Source organism: Sphingobacterium sp. 18053 (assembly GCF_902706145.1).
GTDB lineage: Bacteria > Bacteroidota > Bacteroidia > Sphingobacteriales > Sphingobacteriaceae > Sphingobacterium > Sphingobacterium paramultivorum.
The window spans coordinates 126,222-140,519 of the sequence record NZ_CACSJW010000005.1; the positions used below are offsets into that span (position 1 = coordinate 126,222).

Genomic DNA, 14,298 nt, shown 5'->3' on the forward strand with positions numbered 1-14,298 from the left:
ATTTATTTTTTTTATATTATTTAAATTACACTACTCATTATAACCTACACTATAACCTACATTATAACCTACACTATAACCTACATTATAACCTACATTATAACCTACACTATCGCCTACACTATAACCTACACTATAGCTCATCATCTAATGGTAATGGTTTTGGTTTTAATCTTGAAAATAAAAATGAAATTGATTGTGGTTTTGAATGTGGTCTTAATAGGGGATTGAAGTTATATTATATATCTTTTTTAATTTTTATATTTTTCAATCCTGATAAGGATTTGAGGAATTTTGATTGATAATATTTTTGTAAATTCAATTGAAAAAGAATTATATCAATTTTTATAAATTTGAGATTCTCAATATATCTTTAAGAAATCCTTCAATTTAAGCTATCAGGCGGAGCCTGTAATCAGCTATAATATTTAAATTAACTTCCTCTTCAATTTCAACTTAAACTCTCTCAAATCGTCTTAAATAGAGCCAAATTTATATCGGGGAGGTTCCGCCCAACGCCGTTCGGAATATTCATCCAAAAAACTATAATAAAAAAAAGGGCTTAAATGCCCTTCTCATATTTTTTAATCATTTTGTCATATTCTTCATAAGTCAGTTCTTTGGGTTCTTTAGCTATCGATAGCTGTGCAAAACCATCTTTAAAAACATGAAACAAGAACTTATCGTCAATCTGCTGATATGTATTAAATTTTAAAATACTAGAATCTATTTTATTTAATCTAGCTATTTCATCATTAATATCCTCAAAGAGTTCTCTATCAACTGAATAAATATCATAATCTCTAATTGTGCTTTCCATACTAAGTCTTTTTATTCTATAATAACACTACTATACAATTTTGTTAAGAATCTAATAGAGTCTAATTTTTTTAAAGCTTTCTATTTCATTCATTTTGGCTATAACAAAACTGTCGTAGTAATTTCTTAAAAAAGGGAATAATTTATACCTATCTGTTTCCCCTGAATGTCGTAAATCTCCATTTTCAGATTCAACAGTCGTTGCCCACTCGTCTTGGGTATTCGTATCAAAATAAGTAAACTGAATTTTATATGGCTCCATATCCGATAGCACCTTAAAATCAAACTTATATGAATCTTTCCCCCTAGCTACCAACATAGAATCATTGTAAATAGACTTCTCATTTCTTCGCAACTCGCTAATTAACCAAGGCTTCAACACATCGTTTACTACACCTCCTTGAAATACATTTCCACCGCTAGTGATAAATTCCACTGTATTTTTACCAAATTCCGCATCTATCCAATCAACACCTGTATTGGAACTACTATCAATTACCTTAAACCTCGCTTTAAAAGGAATAGAATCGTTTAAAAACTCTCCTTCGAAAACCAAATAATCTGACCCATCATAAGAATGTCTCAGTTTATCTTCAAAAAAATATAACTTCATACTTTAAATAAAATAGTTAAACCTAAATATAGTTATTTGCATTATAATTCACGTATCACTTTCTCTTTTATCTTCACATATTTAGCAATCTTCTTAATGTAAGCTTCTGTACTTTTTTGGCTCTTATGCCGATTGATAACGGATAGTTCAATTTGTGTCCAACCGTCTAAAAGCTTATGGACATTAGATGTGTGTTTGAAGGAATATAGATTATATCCAGTACCGATATATAACCCCAAAGGCTTCAATATACCCTCTCTGAAAAGATTTGAGAAGTGATTAATATACAACTGCTTTTTACCCCACGTTTCACCGTCAACCTTCGTACATTCATTTGAAAATATATAATCATCGTTTTCTGCTTCTTCAAGATTTAATTCAATAATCAGCTTCCGTAATGGCTCGGTAATATCCACGGTTTGTTTGGACTTATTTTTTGCTGTTGATGCCTTAAATTGGATAAAATTGTCTTTGATGTTCTCCTTTTTTAAATTCCTTAACTCCGTAGGTCTAGCGCAAGTATGATACATAAACGAAGTAAATAAATAAAGCTTTTTATGGCTTTTAACGGCTTCCATTATTGTTTCAAAGTGTCCATCAGCAAATGGTTCGTTCTTGTCTTCTGTGTCTTTATTTGAGGTTATATTAGACACGTCTTCCATAGGATTATTAAAGATTATTCTTTTTTTAATGAAGTGCTTGAAGAAAGTCGTGTAATTGCTTTTAACATTCTTCAATGTGGAGTCAGCATAAATATTTTCATTGACAAGGTAATGAATAACTTCTTCCATATGTATTGGAGTAACATTTTCTAGAAGCTTATTTGCAAATTTAGAAACGATAAAATCTAAGCGTTTCTTGATTTTTGGTATATCATCAGTAACATCATTATCTTTAAGAAACTTTTCATAAATGTCAACAGCTTCTTTAACTGTTATACGAGTATCTATTATTTCATTTACACCTGCATACTTATTCTTATCATTTTCAGAATAAGGATTTAGTCCCTGTTTAAGCATATCATGGATAATTTCCAATCTCGCAATACATTCAACCTCTTGGTCTAAAATTGGTATTTTGGTTGTTATTCTTTCCTTTTCCTGCTTACCATTAATAGAGACACCAATCACCCACCCTTTACCCAATTTCCCTTTGGTTCCTTTTTTTGCACTCGTTATTGTTTTACCCTCTTTATTAATAAAGATTATTTGTTCTCCGTTGACCGCTCTAGGTAGCGTATATTTTGATATAGCCATATATGGACAAAAAAAATGTTCTAAACTTTTTCAAATTTAGAACATTTTTAGAACAAAACAAGCTTAAAATATGTTTTGGTTATGTTTTTGCGGTTATGGCGTACCGCACATAACCGACATATATTATCTTGAAATCTCCACAATCTCGAATTCAATTTTACCAGCAGGAACTTCAATAACAGCTGTATCACCTTTCGATTTCCCCAACAAACCCTGGGCAATAGGAGACTTAACTGAAATCTTGCCCGACTTTAAATCTGCTTCTGACTCCGCCACCAATTGATAAGTCATTTCAGCACCATTCTTTTTGTTCTTGATCTTAACAATCGATAAGGCCAAAACTTTAGATGTATCTAATTTGGACTCATCAATTAAACGTGCTGTCGCCAATGTATTCTCCAAATTGGCAATTTTAGCCTCATGAAGACCCTGAGCTTCTTTAGCAGCATCATACTCTGCATTTTCTGACAAATCTCCTTTGTCTCTAGCCTCTGCAATAGCATTGGCAATTTTAGACCTTCCTTCCGTCTTCAGATAAGCCAATTCTTCTTTAAGCTTACGCAATCCTTCTTCCGTAAAATAAGTTACTTCTGCCATAATTTTATCTTTTTTCTTATTTTCTACTTTTTAAAAAAGAAACAAGACCATATTTCCCTCGTCAGGAAACATGGTCTTGCTTTGAATCTATACGAAGATAATAATTGTTTTCAACAAAACAAATTCTTACCCGTTAAATATAATTAAATCTCTTCCTCATCAACAAATTTATACCCCAGCCCCCGAACTGTTTGTAGATAATGTGGCTTATCTGGATTTGTTTCGATCTTTTTCCTCAAACGAACCACATGCATATCCAAAGTACGTGTGTTGACATTTGAGCTATAACCCCAGACAACCTCCATTAACTCCTCGCGTGTAATCTCCCGGCCTAAGTTCTGTAAAAAATGAAGCAAAATTCGGTTTTCCAAAATAGTCAACTCAACTTTCCTTCCATCACGTATTAGGGAATGAATATTTGGATGATGTTCCGTCTGACCAAATTTATACACCTCGGGACTGTTCTTAGGTAAGAAAAATTTCACCTTATTATCGATCATAGCAATAAGCACATCCATATTGAATGGCTTGCTAATGTAATCAGTCACACCAAAGCTATAGGCTTCAATTTTGTCCACATCTTGAGACTTCGCTGTCATCATGATAATGATATTCTCAAACCCGGCTTTACGGACATCTTCACAGATTTCGTTGCCTTCTTTTCCTGGAAGCATCCAATCCAACAAAACCACATCGGGTCTCTTTTCCAAGATCAAACTTTCCGCTTCATTCCCATTTCCACTTTGAATGACCTGATAGCCTTCGGATTCCAATCGATGTTTTACCAAGAACCGTAAGTTCTCATCATCTTCAATAACAGCAACAGTGATGTCTTTATTCATATTTAAATTTATTTTTTAAACCGGAAATACCAAGGTAAAGGTGGTCCCATGTCCCAATTGACTTTTTACTGTAATATCACCGCCTATAAATTCAGTAATCTCTTTACAGAAAGCCAAGCCCAAACCGATACTTCCTTGCTGATTATATTGACTTTTTATTCTATAAAACTTTTTGAAGATGTTGTTAAACTCTGCCTTCTCAATACCTATTCCTTCATCCTTAAAAGTGATAACAAAATTCTTCTTGTTTTGTTGTATCGCAATATCTAAGATTTTATGCCCCGCTTTCGAATATTTATAGGCATTATCGATCATATTTTGAAACACACTACTTAACAGTACCGGATCTGCAAGCATTGATGTCCTTACATCAATTTTTGTGCTAATCTTGAAATCCGCATATTTTATTCTTGACGAAGCTACTAGATTTTCGGTAAATTCCTCCAAATCAACTTCTTCTTTATTTAATTTTATGGTTTTATTTTCGATCTGACTAAAAGACAACAGCTTATTCATCAAGTTATTTAATCGGTCTGCCTCCTGATCTAATATATTTCCATACATTTTCCGTTCTTCATCAGAGAGCACCTGCGCACTCTTAATATTATTTCCAGCAATTTTAATAACACTCACAGGCGTCTTAAACTCGTGGGTAAGATTATTGATGAAATCGTACTGCAATTTAAAAAGTCTTCCGTTAATTTCTAAATTTCTATAAATTAAATATAATATTGCAATCAAAATAATATAAATCAGGGATACCCCTCCCAATACCGGCCAAAAACTGCGATTTATCTCTTTTGACAGAAAACTTTTACTCGACCTAAAAAGAAGTTTGTAGTCAGCTAAGGCTCCAGGTAACGGCATCTCCGTTGAAATCTCGTCATTTTCCGGCGTGATCGGAGCACCAACCAGTGGGACTATTTCTACTTTCTCATAAAGATTTGAATAACTATTTTTTACTTCCAGATACATTGGATCAATCTGAAAATTGAACATATCCTGTTCATATCCGACAGTATGATCCAAATTACCTTCCATAATGGACTTATAGACTATTAAGTCGTTGACCCTTGGAATATTCAGATAGGTAATCTGTCCAGGTCTTATGGTATAAAAAACCTTCAGTATATCCTTATCAGAAAGCTTGGCATTCGGTTGCAATTTATCGATATAAGTTGCCAGCTTCACACCAATATTATTAATCTCTTCGGAATGCAAGCCCATCTGCCCACGATCCCGAATCGTATTTTTGTTCAGGCCAGACCTGGAAACGGTAAAAAAAGTAATGGTTTTCGGTTGAATTCTAAGGTTATTAACAATAAAACCATAGTTCAAGTTATGATCATTATTAAATTGTAAATCAAAAAAACCAATTTCTCTAACGAATGGGTAGGAACTTAATATACTATATGCATATTTTCCCGCCTGGACTGAATCCAAAAAACCTTGATAAAAAGATACTTCAGGAATTCTATTCTGAAAAAAATCATTGAAGGGGACTAAGGTTTGATCAAATATCTCCGATTTTCGATTGGTAAATTCGTTCTTAATATGCGATTCTGTATAATTACGCGAAAGAAAAAGGGCAAATATATACAGACCACTAATCACGATGAAAAACATCAACAATAATCCGTAGTTTTTTCGATAGCTATATTTCTCTGCTTTCATAATCTCCCGCCCTTAGTCTACAAGATATTTCGCCAAAAACCGCTCCAACTCATTATAGTAACCAAAGACATTCTCGTCCCGTTTAAAAGTTCTATCCTCGTCCTCTTTTAGGATGTATTGTACGGGAATATTATTATTCTTTAATTTCTGTACAAATTGATTTGCATCTGTTACCGAACTAAACCTATCCTTTCCTCCCTGTACCAATAACACCGGTATCTTTACTTTATCCGAATGAAATACAGGTGAAATATTTTTAAATAGCTCAGCCTCCCGAATCGGATTCCCAACTACTTGATACATTTTCTGTACATACGATTTAAAATATGGTGGTATATCTCTAAAGTAAGTGAACAGATTGGTATAACCGGAATAAGACACGGCACATTTATAAAGATCAGAATTAAAACAAGCAGCGTGTAGCGCCGAATAGCCCCCAAAACCTTTCCCTACAATAGCGACACGTTCCCGATCAGCAATTCCTTCTTTAATCAACCATTTCACTCCATCGGTAATATCATCCTGAATCTTCCCTCCCCACTCTTTAAATCCAGCAGTCCAAAACTTCTTACCAAAACCAGTCGATCCCCTATAGTTCATCTGAAAAACCAAATAGCCCCTGTTTGCCAAAAACTGCGCTTCATTATCAAATCCCCAAACCTCCCGTCCGTTAGGTCCATCGTGGGGCAATACAACCATAGGCAGATTTTTGCGATTGGAATGAATGGGATAAGTTAAATAACCCGAAATCTGAATACCATCTCTCGCGGTATAAGTGATATACTCATTTGGCGAAAGTTCTTTGTCCTTTAGATCGGAATTATTATCTGTTAGCTTCGTTAATTTTTGTGTCGAAAAATCATAAAAATAAATCCCGCCCGGATTTACGTCCGTATAGGTTTTAACAATGACCTTATTCCCCGAAATATCAGTGTTCAATACCTGAAACTCAAAGCCATCAATCTGCTTCGACAATTGATCATATTTCTCTTTGGTAGCCTCATCAAAAAAATGTCTGTTCTGTCTTGATGTGCTATAATTGACAAATAACAGCTTATTCTGTTCAGTGAAATACCCCCCAGGGCTCACGTCAACATCTTTATGACTATATAGCTCGCCCAGCTCTTTTTGATTTACTAAATCATAACTTACCAAGGCTAGTTTATCCCGGTCTATATTAGATAAAGCATAAATAATGGCATTTGAACTATCCTTATAACCCAGTGGAGTAAAACTACTTTCAACATCACATCGTATAATCTCTTTAAATGGTTCTTTTTCTGAGCTTCTATAGAGCACAGATTGCTGTACAGAATCGTTGGCCACAGCCAATCGTACCTGCCCATCATTGGATACAACCCAGGAACTCATATTTCCGGGATTCTGTAAAACCAATTCCCGTGGCCTCCCGTCTAAATAGATACGATAAAGGTCAAAAAATGAGGAATCTCGGTCATTGATTCCCGCTATAAAACTATCCCCTCCGGTCGCCATAGCATGAATCCATCGAAACCGACCTCGTACCGGTTTAATCAATGGCCAAATCTTTTCTGTGTTGATGTCCACAGCATATAAACGTAAACTATCCTGCGAAGATTGTTCCGTCAAAAAGGAAATTTTTGAATCATTGTTCCAAGCGAAGGATTTTACATTAATATCATTTTGATAAGTAAGCTGTTTGGAACTATCCTTATTGATCAAATCTATTAAATAGATATTTTTACAATGATTATCCAAGCCAATGTAAGCTATAAATCGACCATTTGGAGAAATCTTAAAATTTGATTTTTCAGGTGTAGAAAAAAATTGATTTATTGGAATAAGATCAACACTATGTCGTCGACACCCCAACATGATCATGGCAGAAAAAAACAAACCTATCCAAAATTTCATCCTCATAATCCCAAATACATCCTTATCATTTATTCCAAATATTGCAATTAAATACGGAATTGCATGAAATGCAACCTTATTTTTACAAGATATAGTAATTAAATGTAATATTCAAACTTATCTCGGCTCTGTCCTTTAGAATCTTTTTTATAGCAAAAAAATAGCGTATTTTTGCATATGTTTTTATACAATGTCTCCGTTATAGCAGAAGAAACAATCCATCAAGAGGTCGTTTCATGGATTCAGGATCATATCGTGCAATCCCAAAAATTTCAAGTGCATTTTCTGGAAATGCTCCAGTCTCCACATGAAGGTATGACCTACTGCATTCAGGTTGTACTCCCTTCAGAAGACCATATAGCAGATTTTCAGCAAGTACATCTAATCCCATTACAACAACTCATTTCGGAAGTATATAAAGACAAGGTGTTCCTTTTCGACAGTACCATGAAGTATCTAAAAAAATAAAAGAGCTCTTTGGAGCTCTTTTATTTTTTTAGATCATTAATACCGTTGCTATCTTCTTCAAGGTTCTTATTATCCTTTTCACCTATCTCTGCCGCCAATTCATAGCGCGGATCATAACTGATTTTTGGCGTTAAAAAATGAAGTAAAATCAAACGGGCATATCTAAAATTAAAAGGTGCGAAGACCAAAATAGTTACAGCTAGACCAATCAGATAAGACCAAGGAGACTCGCTTCCGGTCAAAATTGCGATAGCAACAGATACAGTAACAATCTCAGCGACAGACAAAGCATAACTCACATACATGGCAGCATAGAAATACCCCGGCTCAACCTCGTACTTGACACCACAATAAGGGCAAGTATCATTCATATGCTGCTTGTGTAAACTGTATACCTTTCCTACAAATACATTACCAATATGACACTTCGGACATTTGGAATGTATCATTGCATGGAATTTGGATGTGGGCATGAAGAATCTATTTTATTTCGTTTAAAAATTTCTTTGTTACAGGGTTCTTCTTACGGTATTTTTTATACCATAAATAACCAAGGCCCGCCGCAGCTAGATAAGGTATTACCAATAGAAACAAAATACCGTCATTCAGACCTCTTCCTTGCATATTTCCTTCCTTCGTAGAATTCTCAGCGGTCAATGTACACATCGCACACTGTCCGTACGAAACAGACACAGCCGAGCAGCTTAAGGTAAATATTAGGAGTAAATATTTAAACCATTTCATAACACAAAGGTACTGAAATTTTAACGATTAGCGTGCCAAAGATTCAAATTTATCCCAAAAGCCATCTTTCGGCAAAGAAGCGGTCAATTCCATCTTATCCTTTTTTATTGGATGCGTAAAGGCCAATGAACGAGAATGTAAACAAATACTGCCCAAAGAACTACCTCTTGGATATCCATACTTATTATCACCAACAATAGGACATCCCATCGCTGCAAGTTGCGCACGAATCTGATGTGTACGACCTGTTAAAGGCTCTACGCGCAGCAAATAGAATCCATTCAACTCACCCACCAATGTATAATCCAACTCGGCATAACTTCCGCCTTTCACCTCGCGTGGAAAGGCCTTTGTTACCCTTGTTTGTCTATTCCGAACCAACCAATTGATAAGTTTCCCCTCAGTTTTTCGCGGACGCTGTCTGACTATTGCCAAATAGGTCTTTTTCACATGTCTATCCTGAAAAAATTTATTCATTCGCTCTAGAGCCTTGCTTGTTTTGGCGAACAAAATCATACCACTAACAGGTCTATCTAATCGATGAATAACACCAACAAATGCTTCATTTGGCTTATCATATTTCTTTTTCAAATATACTTTCACCATATCTTCTAAAGATAGGTCTCCTGTTTCATCCACCTGCACAATATCCCCGGCCTTCTTATTTATAGCTATGAGATGATTGTCTTCGTAAATGACGTCTTTATCGGTTATTTCGCTGTGATTCATTTCTTTCAAATCTAAAAGGGTTATCCAAATGCTATACAGTGCTAATACCTGTTGAGTTGGATCCCATAATGACGCTATTATTTATTAAAAAAGGCCCTACGCAAGCGTACAGCCTTTCCTTATGTTCTTTTTTAACACAACTTATTTTGCAGTGTCCGCTTTAAGCAACTCAGCTTTTTTCGCATCTTCCTTCATCTTCTTTTTAAAGAAACCACGCAACAAGAAATTATGTTGTAGCGCTTCCATATTCTCGTCCAGTTTGGATGTGCTCGAATTTAAATTATTGATTGCCGATTTAATTTGATTTGCCGATGCCGGGTCATTCAATAACACACCCACCGCATTATCTTTATCATTCAATCGACTTGAAGCATTATTCAAATTGTTTATCAACGCATTTGCTGTCTGAGAAACTCCTTGCAACTGCGCTGCAGACTGACGCAGGTTAGAGAATATAGCGGTATCAGTCGTTAAATCATGGATCAAGCCCTTATTGCTATTTAAAGAGTTTGTCAAGGTAACCAAATTAGCAGATGCTTTATTCGCATTATTCATTGCAGCACTGATTGACAATAACGTAGCACGCAATGTATTAACCATAGAAGTATCGGTCAACATCGCTCCAACCATTCCTTTTCCGTCCGCCAATCCACGTGATATTTCTACAAAGTCAGTAGTAATCTTTGCTAAGTTTTCATTATTTACCTGCAATGTTTCCATCATTGCTTCCATGTCCGCAGTCTTCGCCGAACGCAAGAAATCACCCGTCTCCACTGTTGGCGCATTTTGCGACCCCCCAGAAATCACTACAATCTTGTTACCAATCAAACCGTCCGAGCCCAATTTTGTTACAGCATCTTTACGAATATATTCAGCAGATTTCTCCTCGATTGTCAATACCACCTCAACATCCTGCACGCTTTTAAAATGTATATTCTTAATGATCCCTACCTTAACCCCAGAAAACCACACATTACTTCCCACTTTCAATCCAGCGACATCGGGAAATGAAGTCGTAATTTCGATATTTCTAGTAAATTTCTTTTGCTGGCTACCCAAAACAAAAATACCCGCTAAAAGAATCAATACGCCTAAAAAAACAAAAATACCGACAATGATTGCTCTTTTATTTTCTGCCTTACTCATGTATATTATAGAATAAAATTATAATTATAAAACGCTCTTACACGTGCGTCATCTGTATCAAAAATCTCTTCAAAAGACCCCTGTCTTTCAAACTTGCCATCCAACAACATCACAATACGGTCTCCCACTTCTTTCGCACAAGCTAAATCATGCGTAATAATAATTGATGCTGTTTTATACCTCTCCTGAACCTCATTAATCAATCCATTAATCTCCAAACAAGTGATCGGATCTAGTCCTGCTGTTGGTTCATCGTACATCATGATTTCAGGTCTAAGAATCAGTGTGCGCGCAATACCAATTCGTTTACGTTGTCCACCCGACAACTCCGATGGCATCTGATTGATAGCTTGCGAAAGCCCTACTCCATCCAAAACCTCTTCTACAGCGTGGTTGATCTCCGAACGTGTTAAGTTCCGTTTATTTCGAACCAATGGAAATTCCAAATTTTCGCGCACAGTCATACTGTCATAAAGTGCACTATTCTGAAAAGAAAACCCTATTTTCAAGCGTAATTCACGCAGTTCGCGATCATTTAATTCAAGAACTGACTCTCCCAAAACATTGATCGTCCCCTCATCAGGTCTTAATAAGCCCGAAATCAATTTGATCAACACTGATTTCCCTGTTCCAGAACGCCCAAGCACAACGAGATTTTCTTCTTTATATAAATCCAGGTTGACACCACGTAGGACGTGATTATCACCGAAAGATTTGCTAACATCCCTAATTTCAATGACCGGCTTCGAATGTTCGATGGTTGATTTAATCTTTTCCATAGCTCACTATCCAAAGAACGATAAAACTTGAACAATAATTATTTCCTCAATAAATACAAGGAACATCGAAGCGACAACGGCCGCATTGGCCGCCTTACCCACACCTTCAGTCCCCTTTGAAGAAAAATAACCGCAATAACAACTTACAGCTCCAATAGTAAAACCAAATATAACCGCACGCAAAACCATAGCACCTAAATCCTTAAATGCTATTGTCTCAAATACCTGCGTAAAAAAACTCAAAAAGCTTAAGTCGTCTTTACTCATCATACTTAGGTAACCACCTAAAAGACCTATACCCGCTACATAAAAACATAGTACAGGAATTCCAATAGTTGTAGCTAATATTCTACTTACAATAAGATATTTATATGGATTAGTTCCCGAAACTTCCATGGCATCGATTTGCTCCGTGACATTCATCGAACTTAGTTCCGCACCAATTTGCGAGCCCACTTTACCCGAAGCAATTAAAGCTGTTACCAGCGGTGCAAGAGCACGAACAATAGCAATCGAAATAAGCGAAGGCAACATCGAAGTCGCCCCGAATTCTTCCAAAGAAGGACGCGATTGTTTTGTAAAAACAAATCCAACAATAAATCCCGTTAAACTGATCAAAGGCAAAGATTTGTAGCCTATTTCATAGCACTGGCGGACAATTTCTTTAAATTCATATGGTGGAGTTACCAATTCGCGCCAAAACCGTAGCAAAAAACGGTGAATGTTTGCGAATTCTAGAAAAAAAGTCTGAAGTTTTTTAGCCATTTAAATGATGTCTATTTCAAATTAATGTGTCATAAAACACGTCTTATGCTGAACAAACACGTAGCAATTCGAGCGGTAAAGGTAAATAAAAAATATGTATCTAAAATTGTCGTTTATGTAAAAAGATCATCAATTTGACTTTTATATAAAAAAAATCAGATTTCCAGTGTACCGATTAAACCATTTTATACGTTATGCTGTCATAATAACAAAGACAATACAATAGAGTTTTGTCACACTTTTAAATATTACAGTCATGAAAAATTTAGGCAACATAAAATATTGGGTACTTGGTTTTATAGGTATCGCTTCTTTTTCAAGTTGCGCGACTTCAATGGCCCAACGGGGTGGATATAATGGTTATAACAATTATAACAATGCTGGAGTTTCGTTCCAGATGTTCTATGATCAACTCTCCCCTTATGGACAATGGGTTAATGACCCCAATTATGGCTATGTTTGGATTCCGGACGTTGGCCCGAACTTCCAGCCTTATGCCACCAATGGTTATTGGACAATGACCGACTATGGTAATACCTGGGTATCCAACTATGACTGGGGTTGGGCTCCATTTCACTATGGTCGTTGGAACTACAATGACCGTTATGGTTGGGGATGGGTTCCTGACTATGAATGGGGACCAGCATGGGTAAATTGGCGTCAAAGTAACGACTACTACGGTTGGGCACCAATGGGTCCGGGCATGAGTATCAATGTATCCGTTAATATTCCGATGAACTTCTGGACATTTGTGGGAGTCAATCACTTTATGAATAGGGACATGGATAGGTATTACGTTAATCGAAGAAATTACAATAATATCTATAACAGAACCACCATTATCAACAATACAACGATAATAAACAACAACTATTATGTTGGTGGACCGCGAAGATCTGACATCGAACGTTCGACAGGAAGAAGCGTAACGGTTAATAGAATAGCAAATGTCGATAGACCTGGGTCTGCCCGCAGTAGCAGCAATCGTAGTAATGAAATCAGTATGTACCGTCCAAATGTAGACCGTAATACAAGATCTTCTGCACGTCCTACAAATGTCGTAGATGCTTCTACCCGAACACGAAATAACAATAGTGAGATTTCAGATCGAACCAATCGTGTCATCGGCAATCGAGATAACATCGACTCAAGATCAGGAAGTCGTGAGTTATATATTGATAACAGTGGAAATGCTTCTGTAAGGTCTAGTAATGATGCCAACAGCGGTGGCTCGAGCCGTAGTTCAAATAATAATACGAGAACCAGCGACAATGGAACTGTAAATAGAAATACGAACGGTACACAACCTAATTCGAATAACTATGATTTTAGAACGCGATCAGGTCGCCAATCGGATGCTTCAAACAATAACAACCCTACATCTACCAGTAGAGATAGACAAAATGGCTCCGTTGATAATAATGGTGTTGTAAACGGCAGAAGTACAGACTACAATAGAAACACAGATTATAATTCTCGTTCGCGGTCAAATGCGAACAGCAATGATCAGACTGTGCCTCCACGAGTAGTTCAACCGACAACGACACCGCAACGAAATGGAAATTATGATGGCAGCAGAACACGTTCTAGCCAACCAGTATCGCAGCCTGTTCAAAATGGAAATAACGATGCTGGCAGCAGGACCCGCTCGAGCCAACCGGTATCGCAACCTGTAGCACAACCAACTCAAAATCGGAGCTACGAAAACACAAGAAGTAGATCAAATACAGACAATTCATCGTCCGTATCTCGATCAAGGTCTTCAGAAAGCTCAGGTGAACGTAGCTCTGGACGTTCTTCACAAGGATCAGAAAGATCTAGAACAAGATAATGACAGCCGAATAAAATAATAAGTCAAATGAGGCGGGTAAAATAAAAAATTTTACCCGCCTTTTATATACATGTCTTTTTATATTTATCATGAACAATCCATACATTTTCACGTTAATTAGTAAATTTACCGCTTCAAACAA

15 protein-coding genes are annotated in these 14,298 nt (G+C 36.3%); 2 read left to right on the forward strand and 13 right to left on the reverse strand.

Going from position 1 to position 14,298, the window contains the following annotated elements:
• Window positions 1-562 precede the first annotated feature (562 nt).
• The 7 genes from GVK91_RS13090 to GVK91_RS13120 all read right to left on the reverse strand — a co-directional run bounded on the left by GVK91_RS13090 (window position 563) and on the right by GVK91_RS13120 (window position 7,694).
• Window positions 563-820 (reverse strand): hypothetical protein, encoded by a 258-nt coding sequence (locus GVK91_RS13090; protein ID WP_159729249.1) that lies wholly within the window; start codon window positions 818-820, stop codon window positions 563-565.
• 51 nt (window positions 821-871) lie between these two features.
• Window positions 872-1,432, reverse strand: coding sequence for a hypothetical protein (locus GVK91_RS13095; protein WP_159729251.1), 561 nt, complete (start codon window positions 1,430-1,432; stop codon window positions 872-874).
• A 41-nt stretch (window positions 1,433-1,473) separates the two neighbouring features.
• Window positions 1,474-2,688: a site-specific integrase gene (locus tag GVK91_RS13100; RefSeq protein ID WP_159729253.1), complete on the reverse strand. Its 1,215-nt coding sequence runs from the start codon at window positions 2,686-2,688 to the stop codon at window positions 1,474-1,476.
• Between the two features lie 123 nt (window positions 2,689-2,811).
• Window positions 2,812-3,285, reverse strand: a complete 474-nt coding sequence (gene greA, locus GVK91_RS13105) for a transcription elongation factor GreA (protein WP_046674213.1) — start codon at window positions 3,283-3,285, stop codon at window positions 2,812-2,814.
• Between the two features lie 143 nt (window positions 3,286-3,428).
• Complete coding sequence (locus GVK91_RS13110; RefSeq protein WP_046674214.1) at window positions 3,429-4,127, reverse strand: response regulator transcription factor; 699 nt, start codon at window positions 4,125-4,127, stop codon at window positions 3,429-3,431.
• 15 nt (window positions 4,128-4,142) lie between these two features.
• On the reverse strand, window positions 4,143-5,801 hold the full coding sequence (locus tag GVK91_RS13115) for a sensor histidine kinase KdpD (RefSeq protein ID WP_153845018.1): 1,659 nt from the start codon (window positions 5,799-5,801) through the stop codon (window positions 4,143-4,145).
• A gap of 12 nt (window positions 5,802-5,813) precedes the next feature.
• Window positions 5,814-7,694: a S9 family peptidase gene (locus GVK91_RS13120; protein WP_153845019.1), complete on the reverse strand. Its 1,881-nt coding sequence runs from the start codon at window positions 7,692-7,694 to the stop codon at window positions 5,814-5,816.
• A 177-nt stretch (window positions 7,695-7,871) separates the two neighbouring features.
• Here GVK91_RS13120 and GVK91_RS13125 point away from each other — a divergent pair, with 177 nt between their 5' ends.
• Window positions 7,872-8,162, forward strand: coding sequence for a DUF4286 family protein (locus tag GVK91_RS13125; protein ID WP_153845020.1), 291 nt, complete (start codon window positions 7,872-7,874; stop codon window positions 8,160-8,162).
• 20 nt (window positions 8,163-8,182) lie between these two features.
• Here the strand turns inward: GVK91_RS13125 and GVK91_RS13130 are convergent, their stop codons facing one another.
• The 6 genes from GVK91_RS13130 to GVK91_RS13155 form a co-directional block, all read right to left on the reverse strand.
• A complete protein-coding gene (locus GVK91_RS13130; RefSeq protein ID WP_227550108.1) occupies window positions 8,183-8,533 on the reverse strand; it encodes a DUF983 domain-containing protein in 351 nt (116 codons plus the stop codon).
• 109 nt (window positions 8,534-8,642) lie between these two features.
• A complete protein-coding gene (locus GVK91_RS13135; protein ID WP_153845021.1) occupies window positions 8,643-8,906 on the reverse strand; it encodes a hypothetical protein in 264 nt (87 codons plus the stop codon).
• 27 nt (window positions 8,907-8,933) lie between these two features.
• On the reverse strand, window positions 8,934-9,635 hold the full coding sequence (locus GVK91_RS13140; protein ID WP_153845022.1) for an RluA family pseudouridine synthase: 702 nt from the start codon (window positions 9,633-9,635) through the stop codon (window positions 8,934-8,936).
• A gap of 141 nt (window positions 9,636-9,776) precedes the next feature.
• A complete protein-coding gene (locus tag GVK91_RS13145) occupies window positions 9,777-10,781 on the reverse strand; it encodes an MlaD family protein (protein ID WP_153845023.1) in 1,005 nt (334 codons plus the stop codon).
• Window positions 10,782-10,786: 5 nt separating this feature from the next.
• A complete protein-coding gene (locus GVK91_RS13150; protein WP_159729257.1) occupies window positions 10,787-11,560 on the reverse strand; it encodes an ABC transporter ATP-binding protein in 774 nt (257 codons plus the stop codon).
• A gap of 6 nt (window positions 11,561-11,566) precedes the next feature.
• The gene (locus tag GVK91_RS13155; RefSeq protein WP_075991659.1) at window positions 11,567-12,325 is read right to left on the reverse strand and encodes an ABC transporter permease; all 759 of its coding nucleotides are present in this window, start codon (window positions 12,323-12,325) and stop codon (window positions 11,567-11,569) included.
• Between the two features lie 256 nt (window positions 12,326-12,581).
• On the opposite strand from GVK91_RS13155, the gene GVK91_RS13160 reads away from it, so the two are divergent.
• Window positions 12,582-14,156 (forward strand): DUF6600 domain-containing protein, encoded by a 1,575-nt coding sequence (locus tag GVK91_RS13160; RefSeq protein WP_159729259.1) that lies wholly within the window; start codon window positions 12,582-12,584, stop codon window positions 14,154-14,156.
• Window positions 14,157-14,298 lie beyond the last annotated feature (142 nt).

What these genes read in the sequence shown, in the direction of transcription:
- GVK91_RS13135 (WP_153845021.1), bottom strand. Translation starts at nt 8,906, where the DNA reads ATGAAATGGTTTAAATATTTACTCCTAATATTTACCTTAAGCTGCTCG.
- GVK91_RS13150 (WP_159729257.1), bottom strand. Translation starts at nt 11,560, where the DNA reads ATGGAAAAGATTAAATCAACCATCGAACATTCGAAGCCGGTCATTGAA.
- GVK91_RS13095 (WP_159729251.1), bottom strand. Translation starts at nt 1,432, where the DNA reads ATGAAGTTATATTTTTTTGAAGATAAACTGAGACATTCTTATGATGGG.
- GVK91_RS13125 (WP_153845020.1), top strand. Translation starts at nt 7,872, where the DNA reads ATGTTTTTATACAATGTCTCCGTTATAGCAGAAGAAACAATCCATCAA.
- GVK91_RS13120 (WP_153845019.1), bottom strand. Translation starts at nt 7,694, where the DNA reads ATGAAATTTTGGATAGGTTTGTTTTTTTCTGCCATGATCATGTTGGGG.
- GVK91_RS13130 (WP_227550108.1), bottom strand. Translation starts at nt 8,533, where the DNA reads ATGAATGATACTTGCCCTTATTGTGGTGTCAAGTACGAGGTTGAGCCG.
- GVK91_RS13140 (WP_153845022.1), bottom strand. Translation starts at nt 9,635, where the DNA reads ATGAATCACAGCGAAATAACCGATAAAGACGTCATTTACGAAGACAAT.
- GVK91_RS13145 (WP_153845023.1), bottom strand. Translation starts at nt 10,781, where the DNA reads ATGAGTAAGGCAGAAAATAAAAGAGCAATCATTGTCGGTATTTTTGTT.
- GVK91_RS13155 (WP_075991659.1), bottom strand. Translation starts at nt 12,325, where the DNA reads ATGGCTAAAAAACTTCAGACTTTTTTTCTAGAATTCGCAAACATTCAC.
- greA (WP_046674213.1), bottom strand. Translation starts at nt 3,285, where the DNA reads ATGGCAGAAGTAACTTATTTTACGGAAGAAGGATTGCGTAAGCTTAAA.
- GVK91_RS13110 (WP_046674214.1), bottom strand. Translation starts at nt 4,127, where the DNA reads ATGAATAAAGACATCACTGTTGCTGTTATTGAAGATGATGAGAACTTA.
- GVK91_RS13115 (WP_153845018.1), bottom strand. Translation starts at nt 5,801, where the DNA reads ATGAAAGCAGAGAAATATAGCTATCGAAAAAACTACGGATTATTGTTG.
- GVK91_RS13160 (WP_159729259.1), top strand. Translation starts at nt 12,582, where the DNA reads ATGAAAAATTTAGGCAACATAAAATATTGGGTACTTGGTTTTATAGGT.
- GVK91_RS13090 (WP_159729249.1), bottom strand. Translation starts at nt 820, where the DNA reads ATGGAAAGCACAATTAGAGATTATGATATTTATTCAGTTGATAGAGAA.
- GVK91_RS13100 (WP_159729253.1), bottom strand. Translation starts at nt 2,688, where the DNA reads ATGGCTATATCAAAATATACGCTACCTAGAGCGGTCAACGGAGAACAA.